The sequence below is a fragment of the Candidatus Methylomicrobium oryzae genome, assembly GCF_016745425.1.
In the GTDB taxonomy this organism is placed as follows: domain Bacteria; phylum Pseudomonadota; class Gammaproteobacteria; order Methylococcales; family Methylomonadaceae; genus Methylomicrobium; species Methylomicrobium oryzae.
The window spans coordinates 155,743-182,445 of sequence record NZ_JAERVK010000011.1 but is presented as its reverse complement, the minus strand read 5'-3'; the positions used below and the strand labels follow the sequence as shown (position 1 = coordinate 182,445).

At 51.4% G+C, this 26,703-nt stretch carries 19 protein-coding genes; 9 read left to right on the top strand and 10 right to left on the bottom strand.

Going from position 1 to position 26,703, the window contains the following annotated elements; genetic code table 11:
- The first annotated feature begins 100 nt into the window (after positions 1 to 100).
- Positions 101 to 2,134 carry a putative bifunctional diguanylate cyclase/phosphodiesterase gene (locus JJL52_RS13765; RefSeq protein ID WP_202053060.1) on the top strand — a complete coding sequence of 678 codons (2,034 nt, stop codon included), beginning with the start codon at positions 101 to 103 and terminating at the stop codon, positions 2,132 to 2,134.
- 201 nt (positions 2,135 to 2,335) lie between these two features.
- Here the strand turns inward: JJL52_RS13765 and JJL52_RS13760 are convergent, their stop codons facing one another.
- Both JJL52_RS13760 and JJL52_RS13755 read right to left on the bottom strand, forming a co-directional pair.
- On the bottom strand, positions 2,336 to 5,398 hold the full coding sequence (locus JJL52_RS13760) for a PAS domain S-box protein (RefSeq protein ID WP_202053059.1): 3,063 nt from the start codon (positions 5,396 to 5,398) through the stop codon (positions 2,336 to 2,338).
- 21 nt (positions 5,399 to 5,419) lie between these two features.
- On the bottom strand, positions 5,420 to 6,004 hold the full coding sequence (locus JJL52_RS13755) for an ANTAR domain-containing response regulator (RefSeq protein WP_202053058.1): 585 nt from the start codon (positions 6,002 to 6,004) through the stop codon (positions 5,420 to 5,422).
- A gap of 572 nt (positions 6,005 to 6,576) precedes the next feature.
- On the opposite strand from JJL52_RS13755, the gene JJL52_RS13750 reads away from it, so the two are divergent.
- The 7 genes from JJL52_RS13750 (at position 6,577) to JJL52_RS13720 (ending at position 16,001) form a co-directional block, all read left to right on the top strand.
- Positions 6,577 to 7,443 (top strand): response regulator, encoded by an 867-nt coding sequence (locus JJL52_RS13750; RefSeq protein WP_236994251.1) that lies wholly within the window; start codon positions 6,577 to 6,579, stop codon positions 7,441 to 7,443.
- Positions 7,431 to 8,249, top strand: a complete 819-nt coding sequence (locus JJL52_RS13745) for an HDOD domain-containing protein (RefSeq protein ID WP_202053057.1) — start codon at positions 7,431 to 7,433, stop codon at positions 8,247 to 8,249. Before JJL52_RS13750 ends, JJL52_RS13745 begins: the two co-directional genes overlap by 13 nt.
- A 14-nt stretch (positions 8,250 to 8,263) precedes the next feature.
- The gene (locus JJL52_RS13740) at positions 8,264 to 10,141 is read left to right on the top strand and encodes an ATP-binding protein (protein ID WP_202053056.1); all 1,878 of its coding nucleotides are present in this window, start codon (positions 8,264 to 8,266) and stop codon (positions 10,139 to 10,141) included.
- 18 nt (positions 10,142 to 10,159) lie between these two features.
- Positions 10,160 to 11,497 (top strand): response regulator c-di-GMP phosphodiesterase, NosR family, encoded by a 1,338-nt coding sequence (gene nosR / locus JJL52_RS13735; RefSeq protein ID WP_202053055.1) that lies wholly within the window; start codon positions 10,160 to 10,162, stop codon positions 11,495 to 11,497.
- A 331-nt stretch (positions 11,498 to 11,828) separates the two neighbouring features.
- The gene (locus tag JJL52_RS13730; protein WP_202053054.1) at positions 11,829 to 12,266 is read left to right on the top strand and encodes an NUDIX domain-containing protein; all 438 of its coding nucleotides are present in this window, start codon (positions 11,829 to 11,831) and stop codon (positions 12,264 to 12,266) included.
- Between the two features lie 117 nt (positions 12,267 to 12,383).
- On the top strand, positions 12,384 to 15,137 hold the full coding sequence (ppdK, locus tag JJL52_RS13725) for a pyruvate, phosphate dikinase (protein WP_202053053.1): 2,754 nt from the start codon (positions 12,384 to 12,386) through the stop codon (positions 15,135 to 15,137).
- Between the two features lie 378 nt (positions 15,138 to 15,515).
- Complete coding sequence (locus JJL52_RS13720; protein ID WP_202053052.1) at positions 15,516 to 16,001, top strand: VOC family protein; 486 nt, start codon at positions 15,516 to 15,518, stop codon at positions 15,999 to 16,001.
- A gap of 315 nt (positions 16,002 to 16,316) precedes the next feature.
- On the opposite strand, the gene JJL52_RS13715 is transcribed toward JJL52_RS13720, so the two are convergent.
- Positions 16,317 to 17,237, bottom strand: coding sequence for a TIGR01777 family oxidoreductase (locus tag JJL52_RS13715; RefSeq protein ID WP_202053051.1), 921 nt, complete (start codon positions 17,235 to 17,237; stop codon positions 16,317 to 16,319).
- 321 nt (positions 17,238 to 17,558) lie between these two features.
- Here JJL52_RS13715 and JJL52_RS13710 point away from each other — a divergent pair, with 321 nt between their 5' ends.
- Entirely contained in the window at positions 17,559 to 18,233 is a 675-nt protein-coding gene (locus JJL52_RS13710) for a transaldolase family protein (protein WP_202053050.1), read from the top strand.
- A 322-nt stretch (positions 18,234 to 18,555) separates the two neighbouring features.
- Here JJL52_RS13710 and JJL52_RS13705 read toward each other — a convergent pair whose 3' ends face one another.
- The 7 genes from JJL52_RS13705 to JJL52_RS13675 all read right to left on the bottom strand — a co-directional run bounded on the left by JJL52_RS13705 (position 18,556) and on the right by JJL52_RS13675 (position 26,555).
- A complete protein-coding gene (locus tag JJL52_RS13705; protein WP_202053049.1) occupies positions 18,556 to 19,887 on the bottom strand; it encodes a transporter in 1,332 nt (443 codons plus the stop codon).
- A 132-nt stretch (positions 19,888 to 20,019) separates the two neighbouring features.
- Positions 20,020 to 20,505, bottom strand: coding sequence for a hypothetical protein (locus JJL52_RS13700; protein WP_202053048.1), 486 nt, complete (start codon positions 20,503 to 20,505; stop codon positions 20,020 to 20,022).
- A 26-nt stretch (positions 20,506 to 20,531) separates the two neighbouring features.
- Positions 20,532 to 21,212, bottom strand: coding sequence for a C39 family peptidase (locus JJL52_RS13695; RefSeq protein ID WP_236994250.1), 681 nt, complete (start codon positions 21,210 to 21,212; stop codon positions 20,532 to 20,534).
- Between the two features lie 35 nt (positions 21,213 to 21,247).
- A complete protein-coding gene (locus JJL52_RS13690; RefSeq protein WP_202053046.1) occupies positions 21,248 to 21,613 on the bottom strand; it encodes a hypothetical protein in 366 nt (121 codons plus the stop codon).
- 102 nt (positions 21,614 to 21,715) lie between these two features.
- On the bottom strand, positions 21,716 to 22,579 hold the full coding sequence (locus JJL52_RS13685; protein WP_202053045.1) for a hypothetical protein: 864 nt from the start codon (positions 22,577 to 22,579) through the stop codon (positions 21,716 to 21,718).
- 845 nt (positions 22,580 to 23,424) lie between these two features.
- On the bottom strand, positions 23,425 to 24,348 hold the full coding sequence (locus tag JJL52_RS13680) for a DNA-binding response regulator (protein ID WP_202053044.1): 924 nt from the start codon (positions 24,346 to 24,348) through the stop codon (positions 23,425 to 23,427).
- 1,169 nt (positions 24,349 to 25,517) lie between these two features.
- Positions 25,518 to 26,555 (bottom strand): MJ1255/VC2487 family glycosyltransferase, encoded by a 1,038-nt coding sequence (locus tag JJL52_RS13675; protein ID WP_202053043.1) that lies wholly within the window; start codon positions 26,553 to 26,555, stop codon positions 25,518 to 25,520.
- Between the last annotated feature and the right edge of the window lie 148 nt (positions 26,556 to 26,703).

The following is a 26,703-nucleotide window of genomic DNA, read 5'->3' as shown; positions in this document are numbered from 1 at the left end:
GGAAGTGCGGAGATTTGGCATGAGCAATGTCTTCTTCCTGCCGCAAACAAAAAAGCCGTTGTTACTGCTAGTGCATACGCCTTCCGCCGGTCAATCTGAAATGGCTGGCAGTTTAAATGCCGAATTTCGCCTGAAAACCGCCACCTGCGCCGCTTCAGCCCGGTCGGCATGCGAACCGGAACAGCCCAGTTTGATATTGCTCGATATCAAACTGTCCGACACGGACTTGATCGAATTGGTACGGACTTTGAGGGAATGCGGCGCCGCCGCCGGCGTACCGGTCATTCTGCTGACCGGCGACGACTCGGAGCAGCGCCGGCTTGCCGAATTGAACCTGGACGTGGACGATTATCTGAACAGATCGGTAGCATCAAAAACATTAACCGGGGTGTTACGCAATCTCATCGAACGCAACCACGACCGTCGCCAAGCGCTCTTCGCCGCCCATATTTTCAATCATTGCGACCAGGCCATCCTGATTACCGACCGCAATAACCGCATTGTCGCAGCCAACGAAGCTTTCACCGAAATGACCGGATATGGACGGGAAGAAGTCATCGGCCTGGATCCGAAGCTTCTTTCTTCCGGGCACACGAGTCGTGAAGTCTACAAAAACATGTGGAAAAGCATTCGCGCCGAAGGCCTGTGGCAAGGCGAACTGTGGGACCGCCGCAAGGACGGCGGCGTTTTCCCCAAGCAAATGACAGTATCCGTGTTACGCGACCGTTTGGGAGATATCGAGTACTATGTGGCCAGCTTCGCCGATGCGACGCATTTCAAAAAAACGCAGGAACGGATAAACTTTATAGCCTACCATGATGCTCTCACCGGTCTGCCGAACCGGCTTTACTTACAGGAGTATCTCAGGCAGAGCTTATTGATTGCGCAAGCGGAAAGCGAGCAAGTGGCGCTGATGCTGCTGGATTTGGACCGCTTCAAGGCTGTCAACGAAACCCACAGCCATAGTCTGGGCGACAAATTGCTGGAGCAGGCCGCAATACGCTTGAAGCATTGTGTACGCGAACGCGACCTGGTGGCGCGACTGGGCGGCGACGAATTTGCCGTGGTATTGCGCGGCAAAGAGGCGGTGCAAGCCGTATCGGGGCTCGCCGCTAGGATCCGTCGACAACTGTTCGAGCCCTTCTGCCTCGGCACTCAGCGCCTGCGCTTTTCGGTCAGTATCGGCATAGCCTTGCACCCCGAAAACGGCCAAGAGCCGGAAATGCTGATGAAGTGCGCCGATACCGCGATGTACTCGGTAAAGAACGATGGCGGCGACGATTTTCGCTTCTTCACCGCGGTCATGAATACCCGCATCCAGGAAAATCTGGAAATGGAAACCATGATCCATGACGCCCTGGAACAAACCCAGTTCGAGCTTTATTACCAGCCGCAGTTTTCCTTGCCCGACCGACGGCTTCTGGGCGCCGAAGTGCTGCTGCGCTGGAAGCACCCCAAAAAAGGCTTGATTTCACCGTCCACGTTTATTCCCTTGGCCGAAACCACCGGCCAAATTTGCGCTATCGGTAAATGGGTGCTCGAACAAACCTGCCTGCAGGGAAACCGGTGGCTACGCGAAGGCGTACCGTTGCCGCGCCTTGCGGTAAATGTATCGGCGCGCCAGCTACAGCGCGAGGAATTTACCGACACTGTCAAAAAGACGCTTGCCATCACTCTCTATCCGCCGGAAAAATTGGAACTGGAGATAACGGAAACCGCGCTGGCCGCTTCCCCGGAAAGCGCCGCCCGCCGTCTCCACGAGCTTCGCACGTTAGGAATCGCGCTGGCATTGGACGATTTCGGTACGGGTTATTCGTCCTTAGGCCAGCTTAAGCACATGCCGATGGACCGGTTAAAAATCGACCGCACTTTCGTACGCGACATACGCAATGTCTCGGAGCCGAAGGATGGCGCCATCGCTGCAGCCACCATCGCCATGGGTCATAGCCTGGGACTCAACGTTATCGCAGAGGGCGTGGAAACCGAGGCCCAGCTCGCTTTCCTGCTGCAACACGGCTGTGACGCGGTACAGGGATACTACTTCGCCAAACCCATGCCGGCGTCAGAATTCGAGTCCCTGCTGCGCGCCCAAAAGGTCGGCAGCGCCGATAGAAATAAGGGGACGGAAAATTGACCGGCGGCTCACGCGGACATCCTCTGAGGATGATGAGCTCATGCGGCACTCGACCGCGGCGGGTGTGATTTTTATATCGCAGTTCGGCTTTTTAAGGGATACAACGGCCAAATTCCGCAAGCTATACGCTAACATTGACAGAATGAAGGGATATTCGAGCAGCAGGGCTTTCGCTTAACCGGCTGTACATTTGTTCCGGCATCATCTCTCAATCGGAGCGTCGGGCGGAAGGGGGCTGGCGGGGCGTAACTCCAGCGACGCAACGACCTTGTCGCCGGTTTGCCGATAGGTTAAGCGCATCCTTTTCTCCGGCAGCAAAGCCGCTACCAGTTCCAGCCCCGTGCCGAACCCCTGGCGTTTTGCGTAATCGAAACCTTGCGGCAAGCGGGCCGGGCCGCCGGCAATCTCGATGCGCGCGCCTTGCGCATCCTCTTCCAGGCGCACAGTTACCGGCCGGTCCGAACTTGGAGCAACCCGATGCTTGCCGGCATTGGTAACCAATTCGTTGATCATCAATGCCAAGAGGACGGTGTCTTCCTGGAGCAACGGAAATTCCCCGGTATTGGCGACCGCCTCGAATACGGCCGTACTGTCGGAGCCGGCAATCGCTTTCCGAGTCAAAGCGTTAAGCCGGATTTGGCTTTCTCCCGGATGGCTTTGTAAACCATAAACCTCGGCAATGGTACGAATGCGGGCAATCGTCGCCTCCAAGGGATCCGCAACGCCCGGGTTAACCGTAATCGCATTACGCAGCAAACCGATTACGCCCTGCAAATGGTTTTTAATGCGGTGGTGGACCTCGCGCACCAAGGTATCGCGTTGGCGTTCCACGGCGATCAGGCGCGCGGTTTCCGCCTCCTTGCGTTCGGTGATATCGCGGGCCACACCGACCAGGCCATTGACTTCTCCGGCACCGTTACGAAACGGGTAACGCGAGGCCAGCATATTACGCAATCCTCTGCGCGTAGGAATGCATTCTTCCGTAATGGCCGCCAAGCCCGTACTCATCACTTTCTCATTGGACTGGTACAGGTCCCGAGACTCGCTATTGTCGCCGAAGATTTCCAATTCGGTCCGTCCCAGCAGATTGCAGACATCCGGCCCAAAGAATTGCCCGTCCGCTCGCTCAATGTCCATCATCGGGGGATTCGCAAACTGGATGCGATGCTGGCGATCCATGATCCAAATATGCTCTTCGACATTGTCGCTAATGATGCGCAGAAGATTGTCCCGCTCTGCCAAGGCCGCCTCGAATTGTTTACGCGGGGTAATGTCCCGCTGCACGGATAGCCAAACGGCGCCCCAGCCCGGAAAATCGCGGGTCGTGATGCTGGCGTTGCTCCAAAAACAGCTTCCGTCTTTGCGGCGGTTCAATACATCGCCTTGCCAGCAGCCTTCCGCGCGCAGGCTGTCGATAATCGTCCGTGCGCGGGCTTCGGACAAGCTCGCGTCGGCAGCGTCGAGGATAGCGGCAGGCCGTCCCAGCAGTTCGCCCGCCTCATAGCCGAATAACGCCTCGAAAGCGGCATTGACATAAACGATGCAGCCATCGGCGCAGGAAACAAGATTCACACCGTCACCGATTCTGGACAGAATTTCCGCCTGAAGCCGCAGTTGCCGTTCGCTCTGCCGGCGTTGTGTGACGTCGCGCAGAATGGCCTGCAAGCGGCCATCGGACAATCTGCGGCCCATGACTTCGCCGACGAATACCGAACCATCCTTGCGGCGAAAACACCATTCGCTGGAAATCGTGTGTCCGATCGAGGTATCCCGGTAGAGTTGCAGATGGTCCTGAAAGCGGGAGAGTTCTTCCGGTGCAAGGATGTCGGGAAAGCTCATGCCCAGGAATTCCTCGTGCGAATAGCCCAGCATCTGCCCCCCCATCTCATTGACAATCTGATACCGGCCGTCGGCATCGGCGACAAAGATGCCGTCGGGCGCCTGCCGCAACAAGGTTCGGTAGCGGGCTTCGCTCTCGCGCAAGGCTTCTTCCGTCCGCATGCGTCCGGTCACATCGATACAGATACCCGACATGCGCAGGCCCTGGCCGTGTCCGTCATGAAAGGACTCTCCCAAGGCCTCGATCCAGCGCACTTCCCCGCCGGGATGGATGACGCGGTAGCGGCTGAACAAGGGCTGCCGCGTCCGGACAGCCTCGTCGATTCGCGCCTTCGCTCCCGACAAATCCTCGGGGTGGATGATGCTGCGCCAAGTCTCGAAGCTCGCTACAGCGGCGGCGGCATCGAGGCCGAACAGCCGGAATAGCTCTGAAGACCATGTCACTTTGCCGCTGGCCAGGTCCCAGTCCCAAAATCCGGTGGCCACAGTGCGTTGGGCCAAAGCCAGCCTTCGGTCCGCCAAATCGAGCCGATGCGCGTTTTCGGCAATTCGTCGGTCATGCAGCCTTGCCAGTTGCGTATACCACCTGCTTTGTTCGAGCAATAATTGCACGAGAACATAGCCGGCCGCGGCCAGTCCGTAAATCCGCCCCGCATACCAGCCGACATCGTAACGGCCGTGGTTCAGAACGGAAGCCAGGGCCGTATCGAACAGCCAGGCGCAGACTACCCACATGAGCCATAAATCCAATACGGTTTGCGGACGTCCTGAGCACAGCGTGAGCAACGCGGCGAAATTTAACAGCCAAGTGGCCAGAGCGACGAAAAATTTCGCCGGTGCATCCAAATTTCCCCGCATGATGACGGGCAATAAGTCGTGACCTTTTGTCGTCAATAATGCGAAGCCAATTACCAGGACGGCCACCGTAACCGTAACTGTACACAGGTTATAGACTATCGCGGAACCTTCGGACAGGGCATCGTGCTTGCTGCTTCGTAGCCGCGCGTAGCCGATGATAAAGGCCGAAAATCCGCCATGCCATAAGAAATAGAGCCAGGCCGCGGTTTGCTGCCCTACGCCCGCGAGTCCGGCCAGTCCGAACAAGTTCGGGAAGCTTAGCAGATGAACAACGGCCATCGCCGCGCTGAACAGGTAACCGCCGGTCAGTATGAGCAGCGACCTGGCACGTTGGATGCGGAACTGACCGAACAGCAGGACCGCTGTGATCAGTTCGATGACGATAAGGGCGGTCTGGCAAACGGGCAGGAAGGCTTCGACCTTTGCCAGTTGCACCTTGGCAAAGTTCGCTAAACAGAGAAAAAAGGCTAACGAGGCGAGCAGGCTCAGTTGGACTTTTTTACGTTCTCGGGAGCCGGATGGAGATATAGCCGGAAAAGAAACCGGTTCGCCGTTGAGGGTTTGCATGCCGTTGTAAAGTCACTGCCGCTAATCCCGGTTAAGCCGTTGGGCGGCCGCCACCAGATCATGCGAATAATCCTCCAGCTTGGATTGGTGTTTTCGGGCGCCGCCGCGCAGCGCCTCGAATGCCGCCTGTTCGCTCAAACCGCGCCGTTCCATCAAAATGCCCACGGCCATGCTGGTTTTGCGTCCGGCGGCCAGGGCGCGCTCCAAGTTCCTTTGGGTTTCTCTCAATGCAGTCAAATCGCGCGAGCGGGCAATAGCGGTTTCGATGGCGGGAATGAGTTGGGGACTGTCGGCCGGTTTGGTCACATAGCCCAGCGCACCTTCCGCTACGGCCTGTCGTACAAGATCCCTATCCGAAAAGGCAGAGAGAAACAATGCCGCGATTCCGTGGTGCTCGCGCAGCACCCTCGCCATCTCGATCCCCGACATACCCGGCATGCGGATGTCCAGCACGGCCAAGTCGAAACTTCCTCGCCCGGCCAGTTCCAGTGCCGCTTCCCCGCAATCCGCCGTCTCGACTTGATAGCCCGCATTGCGCAGGTCTTTTGCCAAGGTAGCGATAATCAATCTGTCGTCGTCAACGAGCAGAATACGGGAGGATGGCATTTATTACCTCGATCTGGAAAATGGAAAAGACCCAGCCGCCCATTCTGGGCAAAAAGATGGCCGATGGCAAGCTTGGATTTTGCGCGAAGGAAGTATAGCCTATCGCTTTGATACTGCAACCAACCCCCTTTGCCGGGGGCAATGGAACCTGTTCGGGCACGACAAGGCCAATTCGAATTAGTCCCCGGCATAGCCTCTAGGAATTTCTTCAATTTGATGATTTTCTTCAACTTCCGCTCGGGAAACAGAGAACCTTCGCCATCCCTGCACGGATGGCGGCCACAATACGGCAAATTTCGCACCGCTATTGTATCTTAACTGTCTTACTCCTAAACTAAGCGCCTAAAACCGGCTGCCGGCCCCCAAACCCGGTCGAGCAGCACGGGGCAATCCTTTTGCCGTCTTCGCCCGGCCCCGCATTTGCCGGCGTCCATTTTTTCCCGGCCCAGCCTCCGCCGCCTTGAAAACCCGCCGTACCACAGCGGCGCCCGATCCGTCGGCCGCCTACATGCTACCAAAGGATGCCCAAGTGCCATATCTTAGATACCGCCGCCACTTTCTAGTATCAACCCATGATTGAAGAAGCACCACAAAATTCTCGTACCCTCCTGTTGGTCGATGATGAAGTGAATATCACCAATGCGCTTAAACGAACATTGCGCCGTGACGGCTACACCATTCTGGTCGCCAATAGCGGCGAAGCGGGATTGGGTTTACTGGAAAAGCAAGAAGTGGGCGTTATCATCTCGGATCAACGTATGCCGCATATGACCGGAGTAGAATTTCTACGTAAGGTTAAAATCCTTTATCCCAAGACCTTGCGGATTGTCTTGTCCGGTTATACCGAGCTCGAATCAGTTACTAACGCCATCAATGAAGGAGCCATCTATAAATTTTTAACTAAACCTTGGGATGATGATTTGCTTCGTGAAAATATCCGCGAAGCATTTCAGCTCCATGAAATGGAGCACGAAAATTTGCGATTAAGCCGAGAGCTCCAACTTGCCAATCACGAACTGTCCTTACTCAACCAGAATCTTGAGCAAAAAGTGATTGAAAAAACCCGCGAAATTACCCATAGCCTCAGTTTGTTGCAAATTTCTCAGGAAATTCTTGAGCATTTGCCGGTGGGTATCATTGGTATTGATACAGACGGCATGATAGTATCATCAAACCGCCAGGCTGAGGCGATACTTTGCCAGCCTACATGCGCCTGTTTACTGGGCTCTTTGGCAACCGATGTTTTACCCGATTCTCTTTTACAACTTTTACAACAAGCCGATTTTAACGACTTTACTCAGCTAGAGGGGGGTATGATTACCTTCGGTGGGGAAAATGCTGCGCATGTATTGGTAAGCAGCATGGGAAGAGTTAGCCAATCGCAGGGAATTATTATTGTCTTGTCACCGAAAAAGGAATGCCCTACATGCCTCACTTAACAAATAAATTCGCTTGTTTAGCGGATTTGCCCTCAATGCCTGCATTGCTGACGGAAGCCTTGCACTATTTGAATGACAAACACAACCTGGCTAAATTGGTCGATAAAATAGGCCAGGATCCTTCCATGACGGTACGGATTTTACGTATCGCCAATTCGCCTTTTTACGGCATGTCCAGAGAGATAGGATCATTACGGGAAGCCATTGTATTACTGGGCCTGAATCGAATAAGAGATATGCTGGTTAGCATCTGCTTTTCAAAATTATTGCCGGCATGGCATAAGGATTTTGATTATCGCCAGTTTTATCACCACAGTATGGCCGTTGCCGAATGCAGCCGGCAACTTGCCATCTGTTCCGGGCTTAATCCGGATCTTGCCTTCACGTCAGGGCTATTGCACGACATCGGACGCCTGGTAATCGTAGCGCTTTTTCCTGATGAATTTACCAGGATTCAACAGGAAAACTCGCTCTCTCTATTGGAAACGGAACGGCGTATCTTAGGCTTTGACAACTTAGAAATTGGCGGTAAAGCCGCGCATCACTGGAATTTTCCTCTCTCGATTCAAGAAGCCATCGAACAGCATAAAAATCCTCCTCGACCCGATACCGGCAAATCTCTAGGACTACTGGTCTATACTGCTGATACGTTAATCTCTAAAGCCAAACAAGCCGATGAGTCAACCTCGGAGGTAGACGACACCATGCACATTGCGCGCGACACTCTTAATATTTCGGCCGAACAATCGGCACGTTGCACTGAGAGCGGATTACAGTTTGCCAATCAGATTATTACTTTATTTTAGGTAAAGGAGAACTAATGACATTAATTGAAGCCCCGCAATTAAACTGGATACACGACTTATACCGACTGGGGCAAGCCGACCTTCTGCAAAATACCACTCATGAAATATTCGAGCGAATACTACGGCATATCGTACAGGGCTTCAAAGCCGACACCGGCTCATTAGCTCTATATCAAGGGGAGCCGGACAGCAAGCTTTGCATTGTAGCCAGTATCGGTTTGCCGGCAGAATGTTTAGGCAGTGTCATAGCTCCCGGTAGCGGAATTATCGGGTGGGTAGCAGAAAGCGGCAAACCCGTCGTTCTTCAAGGAGATATCTCGGATGATCCGCGTTTCAATCAAGCCTCTCGTGCAAAACGGGCCTTCCTCCCCTTATCGGCACTTTGCTGGCCCTTACGGTTGGATGACACGATTATCGGCGCACTGAGCGTCAATAAACTCCATGGCCAGACACGCTATACCGAGAGTGACCTGGAACTCGGACTTGTCTTGGTTAATTTAATTTCTTTGGTTATCGACAATGCCAGGCTACATCGTGAAAAACAGGAGCGCCTTGAACAGTCCACAGTACTTAACAACCATTACTTGCAATTAAATCAGCAATTAGAAACCACCCGCCAGTGTCTGGAACATTCGGAAAAACGTTTGCATGATACGCTTAATTCGCTGGATAGCGTCGTCTGGTCAATTATGCCCGACACTTTTACGCCTCTTTATCTCAATCAGGTAGCAAACGAAATTTTTGGCTACCCGGCCGCCGATTTCTTCGCACGCCCCACTTTATGGTGGGATATCATTTATTCCGATGATCGCAAAAATGTCAAAAACTGCCTGGAACAGTTAAAAAACACAAAAGTACAAAAGATAACCTATCGAATCGTTCACTCCACTAATCAATTACGCTGGCTGTCCACCCATATGCGTTATATTCCGAAAAGTCAGGATATGTCGGCGCGCATCGACGGCATTACCGTGGATATCACCCAATACCAACAAGCCACGGAATTATTGAAAAAGCAAAACAGGGAAACACAAGCCGCGCTGAAGCAACTCCAGGAAGTCCAAGAAAAACTGGTACAGTCGGAAAAGCTGGCTTCGGTCGGCCAATTGGCTGCGGGCGTCGCGCATGAAATTAACAACCCCATTGGCTATATCAATTCCAACCTGACGTCCTTACAAACTTATGTCAATGACTTGCTAACACTGGTGGCCTTTTATGAAAAGGCGGAAGCCTTTCCCGACAATTCCGAACAGTTCGCGCAAATTAGTGCTTTCAAACAACAAATCGATTTCGATTTTTTAAAAAACGATGTCCTCGATTTATTGGAAGAATCCCAGGAAGGCGCTACCCGGGTGAAAAAAATCGTTCAAGATCTCAAAGATTTTTCTCGCTTCGGCGGCGAGGATGACTGGCAATGGACGAATTTGCATGCCGGGTTGAACAGCACTCTCAATATCGTTAATAATGAAATTAAGTACAAAGCCAAGGTTGTCAAGGAATTTGGCGATCTGCCCGAGGTTAGATGCTTGCCGCATCAGCTTAATCAGGTATTTATGAATTTACTGGTCAATGCGGCGCACGCTATCGAACATGAAGGCACCATTACCCTGCGTACCGGAACGGAGAATGATCAGGTTTGGATAGAAATCAGCGATACGGGCCAAGGCATAGCCCCCGAGCATCAAAATAAAATATTCGATCCGTTTTTTACCACCAAACCGGTCGGCAAAGGCACCGGGCTCGGGCTTTCCGTTTCTTATTCCATCGTCAAAAAACATCAAGGGGAAATTCACGTTTGCAGCCAGTTAGGCCAAGGAACTACATTCCGGATTGCCTTGCCTGTCGCAGGAGCACTTGTCGAAAATGTGCAAGATGCCAGTGATTTCGATTAATACGGCAGTGGAAAAAATATGCTAGCTGATTTACCAAGCACCGCACAGGATAGCCCTGCCTCAATCTTATTCGTCGATGACGAAGCGAATGTGCTGAAAGCCCTACGCCGCCTATTCCACAATGAACAGTATGTGACTTACTTTGCAGAAAGCGGCCCGGCCGGACTGGAGATCTTGCGCCAAAATCCAGTGGATTTGATCATCTCCGATATGCGGATGCCCGCAATGAACGGTGCCGAATTTTTTACCCGAGTCGTAGAGCAATGGCCAAAGACAATCCGCATTTTATTGACGGGCTATGCCGATTTGCAGTCGACCATCGACGCGATCAATAACGGCCGGATTTCGAATTATTGCAATAAGCCCTGGAATGATGAAGAACTTAAATTACTGGTCCGGAATACTCTGGAACAAAAATATATAAGAGAAGAGCGGGATCGATTATCCGAGATTGTTTACCAGCAGAATATGGCCTTAAAGGAACTCAACGAACAGTTGGAGGAAAAGGTTGAGCAACGAACTGCTTTGCTCAATAATGCCATGCTGCATCTTGACGAAGCCAATGCAAATTTAAAAAAGCAGTTTACTGATTCCATCCGCGCATTTTCACGAATCATTGAAATGCGCCCCGGCATTAAAAGCGGACATTCGAAATATATAGCGGATAATGCCTATGCCATCGGTAAACGAATGGGCATGAATGAGGCTGAAAACAAACAACTGGTATTTGCGGGTTTACTTTTGCAGTTGGGTAAAATGACTCTATCCGATGAGATATTGGAAAAACCGCTTAACAGCCTGAATCGGGAACAACTCCCCCGCTATTTAAGACATGCCCAAGAAACTGGAGTGTTATTAAAAGGCTTAACGCAACTTGAACCCGCCATTAATCTGATTCACTACCAGTATGAACATTACGATGGCTCGGGAGTACCCGAAGGGCTAAAAGGCAATCAGATTCCGCTGGGCTCAAGAATATTGGCAGTCATCAGAGATTACATCACTTATTTGGAGGGAAACGTCACAGGCCAGCCGATGTCGGTCATGGAGGTACGCAAATATCTGCTTCAGCAAAAAATAAAATATTATGATCCTGAGGTTGTTGAAGAGTTTTTACAGCATTTGGATAAAAACTCTCAATTCACTAACGACCGTCCCATCATTGAGTTATCTTGGACGCAGTTAGAGGTTGGCATGGATATCGAAGAAGTCTCTTACGAAGGACAACTTTACCTGAAAAATTGTATTTTGACCGAGCGCATGCTCAATAGCATTATCAATCTACATAGGAACCAAAAAATCTCTCCGCTGATAAAAGTACGCATTGGCACTCCTGTAACTCGATGTAAAAATTGATTGACGATGCCCCAATACGAACGGAAAATCACCAAGCAACTCTCTCGTAAAACCCGAACACCAGCGCTTGTAGATTTTGTAAATTATTAGCGTTTCATGCTCGCTTTGTCTAAGTAAATTACTTATTTTTCACACCCTCGAGAATGGTTTTTGATCCGATTTTAATTGCTGGATACTATTTTTATTTTTCGAGCAATAAATTTTGCGGTTTGCGTTTGAGATAAATTTAGAGAGTAATTTCTCTGACAGAGAGAATGCTTTGTCTATCTTTCCGAAACCGGACAAGCCGGTTTACAATCATTGCCATCACAGAAAAACTATCCGATCAGCCATGGCCAAACCTATCACTCCCCTGCTTGCCGCCGACACGATCATCGAACTGATCGACCTGCCCGAACGGCCCTTCATCCTGATCGAGCGCGCTTTTCCGCCCTACGGCTGGGCGATACCGGGCGGCTTCGTGGATGTCGGCGAAAAGGTCGAACAGGCGGCGATCCGCGAAGCGAAAGAAGAAGTCGGGCTCGACGTGCGTCTGACCGCGCTGCTCGGCATTTATTCGGACCCGAAGCGCGATGCCCGCGGCCATACGGTGACCGCCTGCTATGTGGCCGAGGCGCATGGAATGCCGGTTGCGGCCGATGATGCGAAGAACTGCGGCATTTTCACGTTTGCGACACTGCCCGAACTGCTGGCGTTTGATCACGCCCGGGTGCTGGCCGACTACCGGAATTTTTTGGCGACGGGCCAAGTCACACCATTACGTTTTTAGCTAGATACGGGTAGGAGCATCCGTTTAACACCTAACCTATATAATCAATGGGCGCAAGAACGCCGCAGACGATGGAATTCGGCCATTTGTCCGCTTATGGCTACAGGGGGAACCAGCATGACGACACAATACATCTTTTCTTTCCAACAAGGCGACGGCAAAAACAAGGCGCTGCTCGGCGGCAAGGGCGCGAACCTGTGCGAAATGACCCAGATCGGCCTAAACGTACCGCCCGGCTTCGTGATCTCGACCGAGGCCTGCCTCGATTACCTTGGGCATCACCGTCTGCCGGACGGGCTGATGGACGACGTCAGGCGCCACATGCAGGAGATAGAACGGACGACCGGCAAAACCTTCGGCGGTAAAAGCCGGCCCTTGCTGGTTTCGGTGCGTTCGGGCTCGGCGATTTCGATGCCGGGCATGATGGACACGATCCTGAACCTCGGACTGAACCGGGAAACCCTGCAGGGCCTGATCGAAGCGACCGGCGATCCCCGCTTCGGCTACGACGCCTACCGCCGCTTCATTCAACTGTTCGGCAAGGTCGCGCTCGGCATTCCGGACGAAAAATTCGACGCACATTTCGAAGAGGTCAAAAGACAGGCGGGCATCAAGGCCGATGTCGCGCTCGATGCGGATCATCTGAAGGAGATCAGTGAGTTGTTCCTGCAGGTGGTCAGGGAAGAAACCGGCCGTCCTTTTCCCGAAGACGTCTACGAACAGCTGGAGCTGGCGATCAAGGCGGTGTTCGATTCCTGGATGGGCCGGCGCGCGGTCGACTACCGGCGCGAGTTTCACGTGACCGAAAAGATGGCCAACGGCACCGCGGCCAATATCGTCACGATGGTATTCGGCAATATGGGGAACGACTGCGCGACCGGGGTCGGCTTTACCCGGAACCCCGGCACCGGCGCGAACGAAATGTACGGCGAATATCTGGTCAATGCGCAGGGCGAGGACGTGGTCGCGGGCATCCGGACGCCGAAGCCGGTGCAGGAACTGGCCAGGGAAATGCCCGACCTGTACCGCCAGCTGTCCGAGCTGCGCGACAAGCTCGAACAGCATTACCGCGAAGCGCAGGATTTCGAATACACGATCGAACGCGGGGTACTGTACTGCCTGCAGACGCGCAACGCGAAAATGAACGCGGCCGCGATGGTCCGAACGTCGGTCGAGATGGTCAAGGAAAGCCTGATCAGCAAGGAACGGGCGCTGCTCAGGATCAATCCGGAAATGCTCGAACAACTATTGCATCCCCAGCTCGACCCGCACAACAAGGTTCCGCCGCTCGCACAGGGCCTTCCGGCCTCCCCCGGCGCCGCCTGCGGCAAATGCGTTTTCGACGCGGATACCGCAGCGATGATGGGCAAGGCCGGCGAAGCGGTGATCCTGCTTCGCGAGGAAACCAAGCCGGAAGACATCCACGGCTTCTTCGCCGCAGAGGGCATTCTGACCAGCCGCGGCGGCAAAACCTCGCACGCGGCGGTCGTGGCGCGCGGGATGGGCAAGGCCTGTGTTGCGGGCGCCGAGGACATCCGGGTCGACGTCAGGGCGCGCCGCGCGCAGGTCGGCGACGTGCTGATCCATGAAGGTGACATCATCACGATCGACGGCGGCACCGGGCTGATCTATCTGGGTGAAATTCCGACCGTGGCGCCGACCGTTTCGGATGAGTTGCAAACGCTGCTCGCGTGGGCCGACGGCTACGCGGAGCTCAAGGTGCATGCGAATGCGGATACGCCCGAAGGTGCAAAGAAGGCGCTCGCCTACGGGGCGGTCGGTATCGGCCTGTGCCGCACCGAGCGGATGTTCAACGCGAAGGAGCGTCTGCCGCTGGTAGTCGACATGATTCTCGCCGAGGACCCGGAAAGCCGTTCCGCGGCGCTCGAAAAACTGTTCCCGATCCAGCGCGAAGACTTCGTAAAATTGTTTACCGCGATGGCCCCGTACCCTGTCACCGTACGGCTGCTCGATCCGCCGATGCATGAATTTCTGCCCAGCGAACATCAGCTGGAAGACGAAATCCAGGCCCTGAAAAAGTACGAAACGATGATCAAGGGCCAGCGCGTCACGCTGGAAACACTGTCCGGACACCTGACGACGCTGCCCGCCCCGTTCGATCTGTTGAACGAAGAGGTGATCAGCAAGGCAATCGCGAAAAAAGAACTGATGCTGATGAAAGTCCGCGATCTGTACGAAGTGAATCCGATGCTGGGACACCGCGGCGTCCGCCTGGGCATGTCGTACCCGGAAATCTACAAGATGCAGATCCGCTCCGTGCTGGAAGCCGCCGCGCTCTGCGCACAGCAGGGCCTGAAGATCGCGCCGGAAATCATGGTCCCGCAGGTGATCACCGCCGAGGAGCTCAAGCGGGTCAAGGAATATGTCGCCGAAGTCCGGCAGGAAACCGAAACCCGCTACGGCCTGACGCTGGACTTCAAGTTCGGCACGATGATCGAGACGGTCCGCGCCTGTACCCGCGCCGGCCAGCTGGCCGAACTGGCCGAGTTTTTTTCGTTCGGCACCAACGACCTGACGCAGGCGACCTTCTCGTTCTCGCGGGAGGATGCGGAGAACAAGTTTCTGCCGCTGTATAACGAGGCCGGCCTGCTCGAAGACAATCCGTTCGAAGTGCTCGACGTCAAGGGCGTTGGGCAGTTGATGAAGATGACCGCAGAATTCGGCCGCCGCACCCGCCCCGGCCTGAAGATCGGCATCTGCGGCGAACAGGGCGGCCATCCGCAGTCGATCCGCTTCTGCCACCATATCAAGCTGGATTATGTGTCGTGCTCGGCGCCGCGCATCCCGATCGCACGCCTGGCCGCGGCGCATGCGAAACTCTTGGAGCATGAGTTTTCCAATAACTCATAGACTCGATGCAGCAGAGCGGGAAGCAAGGACTTTAATGTGTAAAAATCCGAGCTTGACCTTACAAGTCATCGAAAAGCCCGCGTAGGTCCGATTAGCGCAGCGTAATCGGACGCATGCGGTTGAGCAAGCGTTTTCATTGAGGTTTTCTAAAACACGCAAGGGGTATGCCAAACTATAGACGCGCATTTATCCCAGGAGGAACATGGTTCTTTACGGTAAACCTGCTGCGGGGGCATCAAAATGATCTGCTTATTCGCGAGATCAATTTGCTGCGCGAAATAGTGCGGCGATGTCAATTGCGTGGTGGACGGCGATGAATGACATGCGTCCGATTACGCTGCGCTAATCGGACCTACGCGGACTCGATGGAGAAACGACATGACAAAGATAGCAAAGAACACGGTTTGCCTCTGGTATGACGGATGCGCCGAGGATGCGGCTCGGTTTTACGCCGCTACCTTTCCAGACTCTTCCGTCGACGCTGTGCACCGCGCACCGGGGGACTTTCCGTCCGGCAAGCAAGGGGATGTGTTGACGGTTTTCTTCACCGTGATGGGCATTCCGTGCCTCGGGCTCAACGGAGGGCCCGCGTTCAGGCACAACGAAGCGTTCTCGTTTCAGGTCGCAACCGCCGACCAGGCCGAAACGGATCGCTACTGGAATGCGATCGTCCGCAATGGCGGAGAAGAGAGCGCCTGCGGCTGGTGCAAGGACAAATGGGGATTGTCGTGGCAGATCACGCCGTTGGCCCTCACGGAAGCGATCACCGATCCCGATCCCGCTGCCGCCAAGCGCGCGTTCGATGCGATGATGACGATGCGGAAGATTGACATATCCACTATCGAGGCGGCGCGCCGTGGATGAGAGATGCGGGCGGTCTAATAATCGGTTGCAGCGGACGATCCACTATGTGGCCCGCCGCTGAACAGGAGCGCTGAGCGAGCAATTTCAGACCTATAGCAGACACTCGCAAATAAACATTGACGGGCAGGAAGTGGCCGATCAGCTTCGATCAATTTTTATTAACCCGTAAGATGCGCCAAGTGTAGGATGTGCCGAGGCACGAGGCGCACCGATCGAGGGAACTCTTCTCACGCGAACGATGCGCTTCACTTCGTTCAGCACATCCTACGGCCCTTAATCCTAAAAACGTTAAATCAAATTTAGATACCTATATTTTTATGTTTCAAAACTTCCCGATTTCGTCGCCAGCGCCGCCTGCAAGGCGCCTTCCAGATCCGGATGGCGAAACATAAAGCCGTGCATCATCAACCGTTCGGGCAACACCCGCTGGCTGCCCAATACCAGCTCGGACATTTCGCCGAACAGCGTTTTCAACACGAAGGCAGGCACCGGAAACAGCGCCGGACGGTGCAGGCAGCGCGCCAGTGTAGAGGTAAACTGCCGGTTCGTGACCGGATTCGGCGCAGTCGCATTGTAGGGACCCTGCATCGTTTCATCGGCGATCATCGTCTGCGCGATCCGGATCCAGTCTTCCCGATGGATCCAGGACATCCACTGCCGACCGCTGCCGAGCCGCCCGCCAATGCCGAGGCGGAACGGCAACAGCATCCGTTGCAATAAGCCGCCGTCACCGGCAATCACCAGCCCGCTCCGCATCAGGCAGACCCGGACGCCGAACTCGGCCGCCCGGCTCGCCGCCTGTTCCCAGTCCGCGCATAGCCGGTGCGAAAAATCGGGCCGGACGGAGGACGCTTCGGTGAGTATCTGATCGCCCTGATCGCCGTAATAACCGACCGCCGAGCCGTTGATCAGCAGCTTCGGCCTGACGGTCATCCGCTCGATGCAGGCGACCAGTTGTTCGGTCAAGCCGATCCGGCTTTCCCGGATCAGCCGTTTGCGCGCTTCGCTCCAGCGCGCGTCGAAAATCGGCGCGCCGGCCAGATTCACGATCACATCGAACGACGCGTCGGGCTGCAAAAAGCTCAAATGGCCGAGCCCTATCACTTCCGGACCAAAAATCCGTTCGACGTTCTCGGGGCTGCGGCTCAATACGGTCACCCAATGGCCTTCTCCGATCAGGGCTTTGACCAGGGCCTTGCCGATAAAACCGGTACCGCCGGTAACGAGAATTTTCATTTGAAGCCCTCCTGAGGTAATTGACTGCACCGAATCCAAGCCCGAACCATATATCCAATGCTGTTAAGTTAATGGCTCGTAGGGTGGATAAGCGAAGCACATCCACCACGCAATTGCCGGATACCCAGAGGGCACAAAAGTGCGCTTCGCTTATCCGGCCTACGCAATATCTTAACTTAACGACATTGACCCTATACCGGGACAATATACCAGCAAGGCTCGAGACGCCAACTCCCGCCCGGAGAGCGCGCATCATCGAACAGGCTTTGCCGAAGCTTGCAGCTCCGTTAAAATTCCGTTTATTTTGATCAGGACATTTTAATGTTTGAGTTGTATCTCGATACCGCCGACTTCGGCCAGATCGCGCGCTTCGGTGCCAGCCTGCCGGTGCACGGCATTACCACCAATCCTTCCATTCTGGCCGGATCGGACATCGGGCTGGCCGAATTGCTGCCGAAAGTCGCCGAAATCCTGGGAGACAAGGCGGTGATTCATGTGCAGGTCGTCGGCGAAAACGCCGACTCGATGGTCCGGGAAGCTTTACACCTCCAGGAACTGCCTTATCGGATCGTCGTGAAGGTGCCGGCGACCGAAGTCGGGCTCATCGCGATCAAACGGATGAAGACACACAACATCCCGGTTTTGGCGACCGCGATCTACAGCGTCCAGCAAGGATTTCTGGCCGCCTTGTGCGGCGCCGATTATCTGGCGCCTTATGTGAATCGGATCGATGCGCTGGGTGCAAACGGCACGGGCGTCGTCGCCGATTTGCAGTCGCTGCTCGACCGGCACCGGCTCGGCAGCAAGCTGCTGCCGGCCAGCTTCAAGAATACGCAGCAGGTACTGGAAGTGTTGAAGGCCGGCGTCGGCGCGATCACGCTGCCGCCCGCCATCGCGGCCGAACTGTTTGCGCATCCGGCCGTGCAACCGGCGGTGAATCGTTTTACCCAAGACTGGCAAGCGGTCTTTGAACGGAAACTCTCATTCGAAAGTTAGAATTTCGTCAAAAAATTTATTTTTCCCCAAACTGCCATCTTTGGCGCCGCTGCCGTTAAGGGTTTGACTCCAAATAATTTCCCGAAATTAATAGGCTGAAGATGGGCTGAAATAAACGCCCACCTCCCCCTTTGAAAAAGGGGGAAGTGAACGCGTACGCGCTGAAAATGTACGCGATGCGAACACATTAAAACCGCGAAGTTATTTCCGCCCAAATTCTAAGTTAAGACAAAAAGTTCGTCATCCCGGCAAAGAATGCCGGGATGATGGCTTAACTTAATGACATTGCCTCCGGATTCTGCCGCAGAAAGGGCAAAACAGACTATTTAAATAGATTAGCCACATCGAAAGTCATAGGCATCCGGTATTCAAGCGTAACATCCGGCGCATCGGTTGTGGCGCCTAAAGATAAAGATAAGTTGAATGTGGTTCTTTTGGAATATTTATAGGAGTAACCTACCAAAAGTTGCCCGATATCGACTGCACTTCCTTCTATGTCCACCCCATCAAGAGAAGAATTGAAAATATGCCGGTGAGAGTATCCCAGACTGAATGAGGAGCGTTCATTGATACCGAAACCCAGGCCAAAACTTATCCCTAGGGTATCGCCCGGATCAAAATCGCCGGCATTGGTGCTTGTTTCCGCATTATAAATATACCCGATATTACCGAAGAATACCGCGGGATCCGTAGGGTAAAGCGCTGTAATGCTGGGCTGGGCGCTAAAAAATCCGACCCCCGTCGGCAACTCCGCAGGAAAATTAAAGCCCGGAATCCCTGTCGCATAAATTTGTGGAATATCGAAAGGACTTTTTCCGGTAGGCACCGTCGCCAGCATATTGGCGACAAAAATGGGCCAGCCGTCAGAGCCCGAGTTGAGCTGATAGCGGCCGGCGAACTGAATATCGCCGATATCGCTTCCATCGGTCTCGAAAACTTTATCGACGCCCGACGGGGAAAGATCCAATGGCCGGGCGCGCTGCTCTTGGGTACGGTATACGTACGGAACCCTCAGCTCAAGTTCCAACCGGTCAGTCAAACCATACCGCAGCCCGACGTTACCCATCAGCGTGTGCTGTTTGATTTGGCGAACATCGATGAGGCCGATTGCAATAGCCGGAAGCAGGGTATAGGCATCCAGGAAAATCCGATTATTATCGTAGTAGCTGTACAAAATCGAAGGCTCAAAAACCAGGTTGTTTTTGCGGGTCAACACGCCGCCAACGGTCTGGCTTAATCTGGGAATCTCGGGGGGCCTTTGTTTTTTTACTTCCGGAGGCGCCTGGCCGACGGGTTTGGAGGGAAGTAGGGCCGACTTTGATGAAGGACCTCTATCGTTTTTTGCCGAAGCCATTTGAGACTGACCCGATGCTTGCGCGGGGAGGCCCTGATTGTTCTGTCCCGATTGACTTGCCAAAGAATCGATGCGCTTTTTTAACAGTTCCAGCTGTCTGCCTTGCTCGGCAATTATTTGTTGCTGTCTTTCAAATTGCTTTTGCTGCTCGGCAATAAGTTTTTTATATTCCGCTAATTCATCGGTTTGCCTGCCTGTTACCCCATAACTCCTGCTCGCAAAAAAACAACACCAGATAAATATAACCCCTTTAACAATCCGGCATTGAAGAAATTTTCCATATCCAAAATTGCTCTTCATATATTCTTTTTATTATAGGATTAGAATGGCGGCCACTGAATTTTTTGATTTATTGATTAATTGCTCTTAACTCAAAAAAATAATAATTAAATTATCAAGTGCGGCCTATGAGGAAAATTCACTTAGCCCGCATTACCGATTGGACATAATAAGGCTGTTAAAAACCATGGCTCCGGAATTTAATTGCATACTTTTAATATTACTTACGGTTAAATCGATATTGGTGAGTGACTTAATCGTTTGGTTATCCAAGTTATTTTGAATTACCGTCCCCAAACCGGCCATGCCGAGAGCAGGTGCTTGCGAGAAGTCGCCATTCTGAATTAATGTGATATTGCTCGGTAATTGAGAGAATGAAGATAAGATGACTTCATTATTCAAAGAGATGATTCTCTGGATACTAAAGTCGATGCTCATCCCGTTCGGAAGCATAAACCCACCCCTGAGCAGATCCAGTTCGCTGTCGGAAGCACGTTCCCAATGGACAAATCGTTGGCTTTCAATGTCCGGCATTTCATTGGCTAACACCTGCCTTGCCGCGCCAAAGACGCCGCAAAACGCTATCCGCAACACTGTCTGCATGAGTTTAGGGTAGACGAAAGTTTTATTGATATTCACGTTCTGCACTCCCTGCATCCTCTGCATTAAAAATCCTTGAAGTAAGGTTGCAGCAAATTAAATTCGCTCAGGCTTTTTCGATCGACACCGGCCCCTAAAGGCGCCTTGACCCGAAAAGCCCACTCATCTTCATCTTGAAAATGCTTCCCAGCCAGATCCGATTTGTCATAAATTAAAAACAAAATACGATTCTGCCACATGGCTTCGAACTCATCGCGAGGAATCGCTTTTACGCCTACCGCGGGATCTCCCACCAGAATTTCCTGATCGGTGACGCCTTTTATAATCACGAAATGCATGTATCCGTTGTTATTAATGATGGTAAGCGCCGGAACATCGGCAGTAACCAATTGAGCCAGATTAATTTTGAACCCATCGGAGCGATACCCCCGCCTTTCCAGAAACCGTTTGATATCGAGTAACGAAAATCCCTGCTTTTGAATCTTTTCCTGATTGCCATTCAGATACATATCGATAAACACATCGCGTTCGCTGACGATATCTTCATAATGAAAAGTCAGCAGACTGGCCAATGCCGCCGAACCGCAACTGAAATCGTATTGTTGTTTGTAAACCGTTTTGAAGCGCCGCTCTAAAAAAGTCGTCACCGGCAGCTCATAATTCCCGCCGCCGGCAATGCCATTTAGATTGAGGGAACCCGCATTGCTACAGAATACAGGTAAAGCGAACAGGATGTATGTGCCCAAAAAACGTCGCATATTATTGATATTCGATAGCTTTGTTAAGGTGCGACTGTTACATTCACAATAGTGGTATCTTGGATGATGACGTTATTACCGCTATTTTGAACCACACTGGTAATGCCGCTGGCACCGGCAAATGACCCATCCGCTATCACGTTGTAACCGCTCACATTATTGGAGGCCTGATTGTTGTTGAGCGTAGCCTGGACGTTCTGGAGATTCAACGTTGCCACATCCACGCCTTCCCGGCCCCGCGCCTTATCCAACTCTTCCGACAACGCTTTTTCGGCGGAAGCCAACAGCATCAACTTTTTCGATGTTTGAAAAGAGTCGGCATTTACCGTGGAACTTCCCGCCATCATGAGTAATGCCATTAAAAAGAAGTTCTTGAATATCGCTTCCATGTTGTTCTCCTCGTACAGTTGCGCCTTGTCGACCGATAGCCGGTGAACAATCCACCATTCACCGGCTATCGGCTATCTATTAACTAAAACAATCAATAAACATTAAGGTACCGGCACTGTTGCAGTTGCATCACCAATATTGATAGTACCGCTAACCTGTATGTTCTGTTGGTTTAAAGCGGTGCCTGAATTTTGGAAAGTTTGGGTAATGCCCGCATTCCCTATAACCGAACCATTGATTTTATTAGCATCGAGTGCAGCCACAACCGAAAATTTATCCTCAATCGGCACGACAGCCGCAATTCCGGTTACCACACCGTCCAATTTTTGATTGTTAACGGTAACATCACCGGAACCTGAAGCGGCATTTCCGAAGCCGAAAAGCTTCTGTTCTATGTAGGTCGCCGTATAGGTCGCAGTGGCATTTCCAACATTAGCCGATGCGGAGCCGTCTCCCTTGACAGCCGACTCGTAAGTCGCAACAGTCGAAGTTACGTTGCCGTTATTCGCAGCAGCCGAATTGTCTTTAGCTTTTACATAGGCATCCTCGCCCTGGCCGCCGGTATAGGTTTTGTTGGAAGTTGCCGATCCGCTGCCGTTCACTGCGGCACCGTTATTGTCAGCTTTTGCCTTGCCATCTTCGCCAATACCGCCGGTTTCTGTTTTGGAAATCGTTTTGGTATCGGTCTTTGTAGCCGTATCGTTGTCGCTGTAGGTTTGGGTTTGGGTTTGGGTATCGGTCTTGGTAATGGTATCGTTGTCCTGACTGCTATCCGTGTTGGTCGTAGTGGAAGTGGACGAACTGTGGTCGCTCGCAGCAGCATTGCCCTGACCTTTGCTAGCCGTATCCACAATTGCAACTTGCACATCATCTGTTGTGCTAGCAGGATCCGCCCAAGCGTTGGAAGTAGAGCCCAAAGCCATAAGAACACTTGCAACCCATATTTTCTCATTGAAATGATTCATAGCTATTACTCCATAATTAAAGTTTCGAATTCCATCGGATATCGATCCGACAGAGATAGGAACTAGCTTTCTCTTCAACCTTAAAGAATGAATCAGATTGGCTATTACCTGAGGCAAAGTATCTTTCAGCTTCAGTTTAAAATTCCATAAAATCAGCATTAAATTTTATTTATAAGAACATCTAAAAATACTTCATGAAAAGTAAAATGAAGTCTTCCTAGGGGCAGAGAAGAAATGCCTTTTTCAAAGACTGAAGCAAGAGAAGAGGATTACAGCATCGAACAATACTGAATGAACAATCAAATTTGAAGATGCCTTTTTGTAGGCGGCAATGCCGTTAAGGTAAGATAAATTCTTTATTTTGGCATGGATTGCCGAAATAGAATGAAGTGGTTTAATTCTCGTCGTTATGCACCTCGGATAGCCTGACCCGATAATTAGACTGGCAAGCGTCCAAAGCTTGCTTTGGATCACTCTTAAGTACGGCACTCAAAGCAAGCTTTGAACTCCAATGTATGAGTTTGCAGAACTTTTGTATAACGACGAGAGTTTAATTTAAGGGCATGTGGGCATACCCGACACGCCCTCAATCTTGACGGCAATAATCGGCATGGCAAAAGCCTCAATTCTCAAAAGCGATTTCGGATAATTGCCCATCGAAACGCAGTATGACTGTCAAAGCAGCACTGATGAGCATCTTTAAAAAAGAACCATTTCATTTCTTTGTATGATGGAAAAACTGCTTTAAATCGGTTAAATATTCAGCCAGCCCACCACGTGTCTAACCGTCAATTAACCTCATTCATCCAAATTCAAAACGCCTTCTTTGCAATTGCCCGACTTTGTCAAAACACGCTAAATCTACGGCGTAAATCAGCCGCCATCGGCAAATGTTCCGCTTGCTTGACTCTTCCTGTACTTTTTCCTTGTGAATCAGAAATTTCACCTGAATTCTGCCGACTTAAAATGTTCAGCTTGTATCCAAAACCTTTGGCATTTAATATGAATTGCGGATGATTATGGTCTTTTTCTATTTTTTTCCGTAACAAGTGAATATATTGATAAAGATCCGATTTTGTTGCTCGATGATTTTCAGGCCAAAGGTGTTTTACGATTTCATCCGGTGTAAAAATACGGTCAGGATCAGTTGATAGATACTCAATCAGTTCGAATTCCTTCGGAGTCAGATCAATCTTATGGCCTTTTAGAATTAAACATTTGTTCCGGGTATCGACATAGAAGTCTTGCGATTTTCCGTTTTCATGAAAAGGATAATCAGGATTTCCGGTTTTTATTTCTTGATTTCCAGCATAGCCGCTATTATTAATGTTGTCCTGCCTTCTGTCTTTTATTATGCGCCTTTCTTTATGTATTCTTCGATCCTGTAACCCATTATATCTAAAAACGAATTTAACAAGCTTGTCAATTTCGGAAATATTCATGGGATTATTTACGAAGCTGTCAATCCATTCAGGAATATCAGCCGAGACAATATTACCGGATCTTTTATTTAGACCATAGATTTTTATTTCTTTGTCTTTGCATGCCAACCGTAATAAATCGGTTTCGATGCTTTTATTTTCCAAGGAACTGATCAAGTCGAGTGAAATTAAAATTAGCCCGGGACTGCATCTTTGCACTTCTTTAATTCCATCAATATTGAACTCCGCCTCAACCATCCGCACATCATTCGCATAACAATAACCTTTAAGCATAAATAAAAAATATTTATCATTGTCAAAAACCATAATATTTTTTACCGCTCTCATAATATCTCCTTTTTTATATCATCCTAAAGAAAAATGTATTTACCGGCTATCTATCTTTGGTTATCCTTCTACCATGCGGTCATTAACTCAAGAAGAGCCAAATAATCTCGCAGTTAATAGTCCGCCAACAACTAAACCGAAAAGCAAATATTTATAAACTGAGGCTGCTTTTTACTTCATACGGAGCTTTTTCCACATGAATGGCAAAGCCGATAAACTCATAACTGACAGGATGATATTGGCCTTTCAAGCAGGTTAACAGGCCTATCGTATTTCAGCGTCCCATAAGAATCATCCAGTATTTGAATTAGGGCGCCTCGGAAGCGAGTTGCGAATTATCTATGACTAAATCTGGATAGTATCTAGCTAAGCCAAAATCATTTAGCTCTCTATCTACGCAGATTTTTATTTATGGGACGCTTTCAATTCGAGAGTATCCATTCCTGGATTCAAAACATAGACTTCACCTCATACACATGGAGAGCAACTGATGTTGGTTGCATTCTATATGTATGCCCACTAATAACAATAGAAAAAAATAACGATAAAAAGGATAATAAATAGATACTCCGGCTACCGATTACTTTAGCTTTACCGCTAAATCGTTAAGCGATTTGGCATAGAAGGCTTGGCAAAAATTAAACCGTTTAATTTCTGAACTGGCGTGATAAAACAAAGTTTGTGAAGAAATTGAGTGAAGCCGAGCAGCGCCATTGCCGGATGCTTTCCCCTATACCCCGTGGCTGCGTCCGGCAAGAGGCGCATGCGTTTCTATTGAGCGCAGTAAGTGTTAAAGTCCGGACCGGGGAATGAAAGCCTATTTCCATACGGTAGACGGTGCGGCCACCCCTCGAAATCATCTCGGCGATTGAGGATTTTATCCGCTTGCGCCCCCTGAAAAGTTGTCCCTCGTGGTGGGTGCAACGCTTCAGGTATCGTAAAGCGGCGGAAGAAACTAGCTGGGAATCGTGTCTGGGCCGAGATCCTCCCCACTCCCTCCTCGCCCGAACTGAAGCCGACCGAGAATCGATGGAAGAAATCCGCTACGAAGGGTCGCCCTGGGCGGCTACCAAGGTTTTGAAACGATGCGATCTGCCTTGTGTAGAATCTTTGAAAAATTTGGGCGGTAAATAACGGGTTAACGTCGCATAGGCACTTATTTCCTAATATCAATTAAAATGGAAAACATTCACTTTACTCCAGGATGCCTCGATAAAATCATCGCCGATGGACGGCATTCCCTCCAATATCCAACGCACCAGGATTTTGGCGACATTTGGGTAAGTGACCCGGGTCCGGTGCGGATTTTCCAGCCAGCGCGCGAGTGCCTTCGAATCAAGTTCGTTCATAATCCGTCCGTAGCCGAGCTGTTTCAGCGCTGCGGCATTTGAAATCTGCTCCATCTGCGAATGCAGCGGCTTGACCATGATTTTCTTGCCGAGCTGCAGCGCCTCGCTGACCAGTTCGAAACCGGCATTACTGAGGATACCGACACAGTCTGTCAGATCTTTTTGAAAGCCTTCGCGCGATAAGGGCCGGATCTTGATATGCTCGGAAGGCGAAACCAAGCGTACGGGCGTGTAGACGAAGAAATCATGCTCCCTGAACGGCCTCAGCATTCTGATCACATCCTGCGGGTCCTCAAACGGCAGGTATACGACGATTTTGTTCGTTATGGATTGTTCGGGCGGCTCATGCACTGCGATGATCGGGGGTAGGATCGGCTGGCCGAAATGATGCCAGTGCAGACCGATATGCTGTCGCGCCGGCGCGAAATATTTCATTACCTTTTCGGCGATGAAATCTCCGCCTTCCCGCGGTATAGGATAATTGAACGCATACTGATGCCCGATGCCGAGGACTTTTTTGTTTCTGAACTGAGCGGCCCAGGCAGTAACCGGCTCGAAATCGGAAAGCACCAGATCGTAATCGCTGAAATCGAGCGTCTTGATGTCTCTGACGAAATGGATCGGATGCGTTTCGATCGCGGTCTTCAGATAACTGACATCGCCGTTCCGGGTGTGAAAAGTCAGCCCTTTCCTGACCTGGTAAGCGTTGAAAACCTCCATGTCGAAATAGCGGGACGCCTCCCGGCCGCTGAATAAGTAAGTCACCTCAACACCCGCTTCCGCGAAGGCTTTGGCCATTTCGCGCGCCCGCGTAATATGGCCGTTGCCTGTGCCTTGCACACCGTAAAATATTTTCATCCGGAGTTATTTTTCCTTTTGTAACCGAACAGGCCGGCCGTTCCGATACAGACATCGGGCTTGCTCGACTTGTCCGAAAAATCATGCCTTTCTTCTGGCTCGTTCCCGACAGATACAGCGGATAAAATAGCAAGCGTTTATGACAAAA

Coding starts and splice junctions, on each gene's coding strand:
- JJL52_RS13765 (WP_202053060.1), top strand. CDS start 101: ATGGCTGGCAGTTTAAATGCCGAATTTCGCCTGAAAACCGCCACCTGC.
- JJL52_RS13760 (WP_202053059.1), bottom strand. CDS start 5,398: ATGCAAACCCTCAACGGCGAACCGGTTTCTTTTCCGGCTATATCTCCA.
- JJL52_RS13755 (WP_202053058.1), bottom strand. CDS start 6,004: ATGCCATCCTCCCGTATTCTGCTCGTTGACGACGACAGATTGATTATC.
- JJL52_RS13750 (WP_236994251.1), top strand. CDS start 6,577: ATGATTGAAGAAGCACCACAAAATTCTCGTACCCTCCTGTTGGTCGAT.
- JJL52_RS13745 (WP_202053057.1), top strand. CDS start 7,431: ATGCCTCACTTAACAAATAAATTCGCTTGTTTAGCGGATTTGCCCTCA.
- JJL52_RS13740 (WP_202053056.1), top strand. CDS start 8,264: ATGACATTAATTGAAGCCCCGCAATTAAACTGGATACACGACTTATAC.
- nosR (WP_202053055.1), top strand. CDS start 10,160: ATGCTAGCTGATTTACCAAGCACCGCACAGGATAGCCCTGCCTCAATC.
- JJL52_RS13730 (WP_202053054.1), top strand. CDS start 11,829: ATGGCCAAACCTATCACTCCCCTGCTTGCCGCCGACACGATCATCGAA.
- ppdK (WP_202053053.1), top strand. CDS start 12,384: ATGACGACACAATACATCTTTTCTTTCCAACAAGGCGACGGCAAAAAC.
- JJL52_RS13720 (WP_202053052.1), top strand. CDS start 15,516: ATGACAAAGATAGCAAAGAACACGGTTTGCCTCTGGTATGACGGATGC.
- JJL52_RS13715 (WP_202053051.1), bottom strand. CDS start 17,237: ATGAAAATTCTCGTTACCGGCGGTACCGGTTTTATCGGCAAGGCCCTG.
- JJL52_RS13710 (WP_202053050.1), top strand. CDS start 17,559: ATGTTTGAGTTGTATCTCGATACCGCCGACTTCGGCCAGATCGCGCGC.
- JJL52_RS13705 (WP_202053049.1), bottom strand. CDS start 19,887: ATGAAGAGCAATTTTGGATATGGAAAATTTCTTCAATGCCGGATTGTT.
- JJL52_RS13690 (WP_202053046.1), bottom strand. CDS start 21,613: ATGGAAGCGATATTCAAGAACTTCTTTTTAATGGCATTACTCATGATG.
- JJL52_RS13685 (WP_202053045.1), bottom strand. CDS start 22,579: ATGAATCATTTCAATGAGAAAATATGGGTTGCAAGTGTTCTTATGGCT.
- JJL52_RS13680 (WP_202053044.1), bottom strand. CDS start 24,348: ATGAGAGCGGTAAAAAATATTATGGTTTTTGACAATGATAAATATTTT.
- JJL52_RS13675 (WP_202053043.1), bottom strand. CDS start 26,555: ATGAAAATATTTTACGGTGTGCAAGGCACAGGCAACGGCCATATTACG.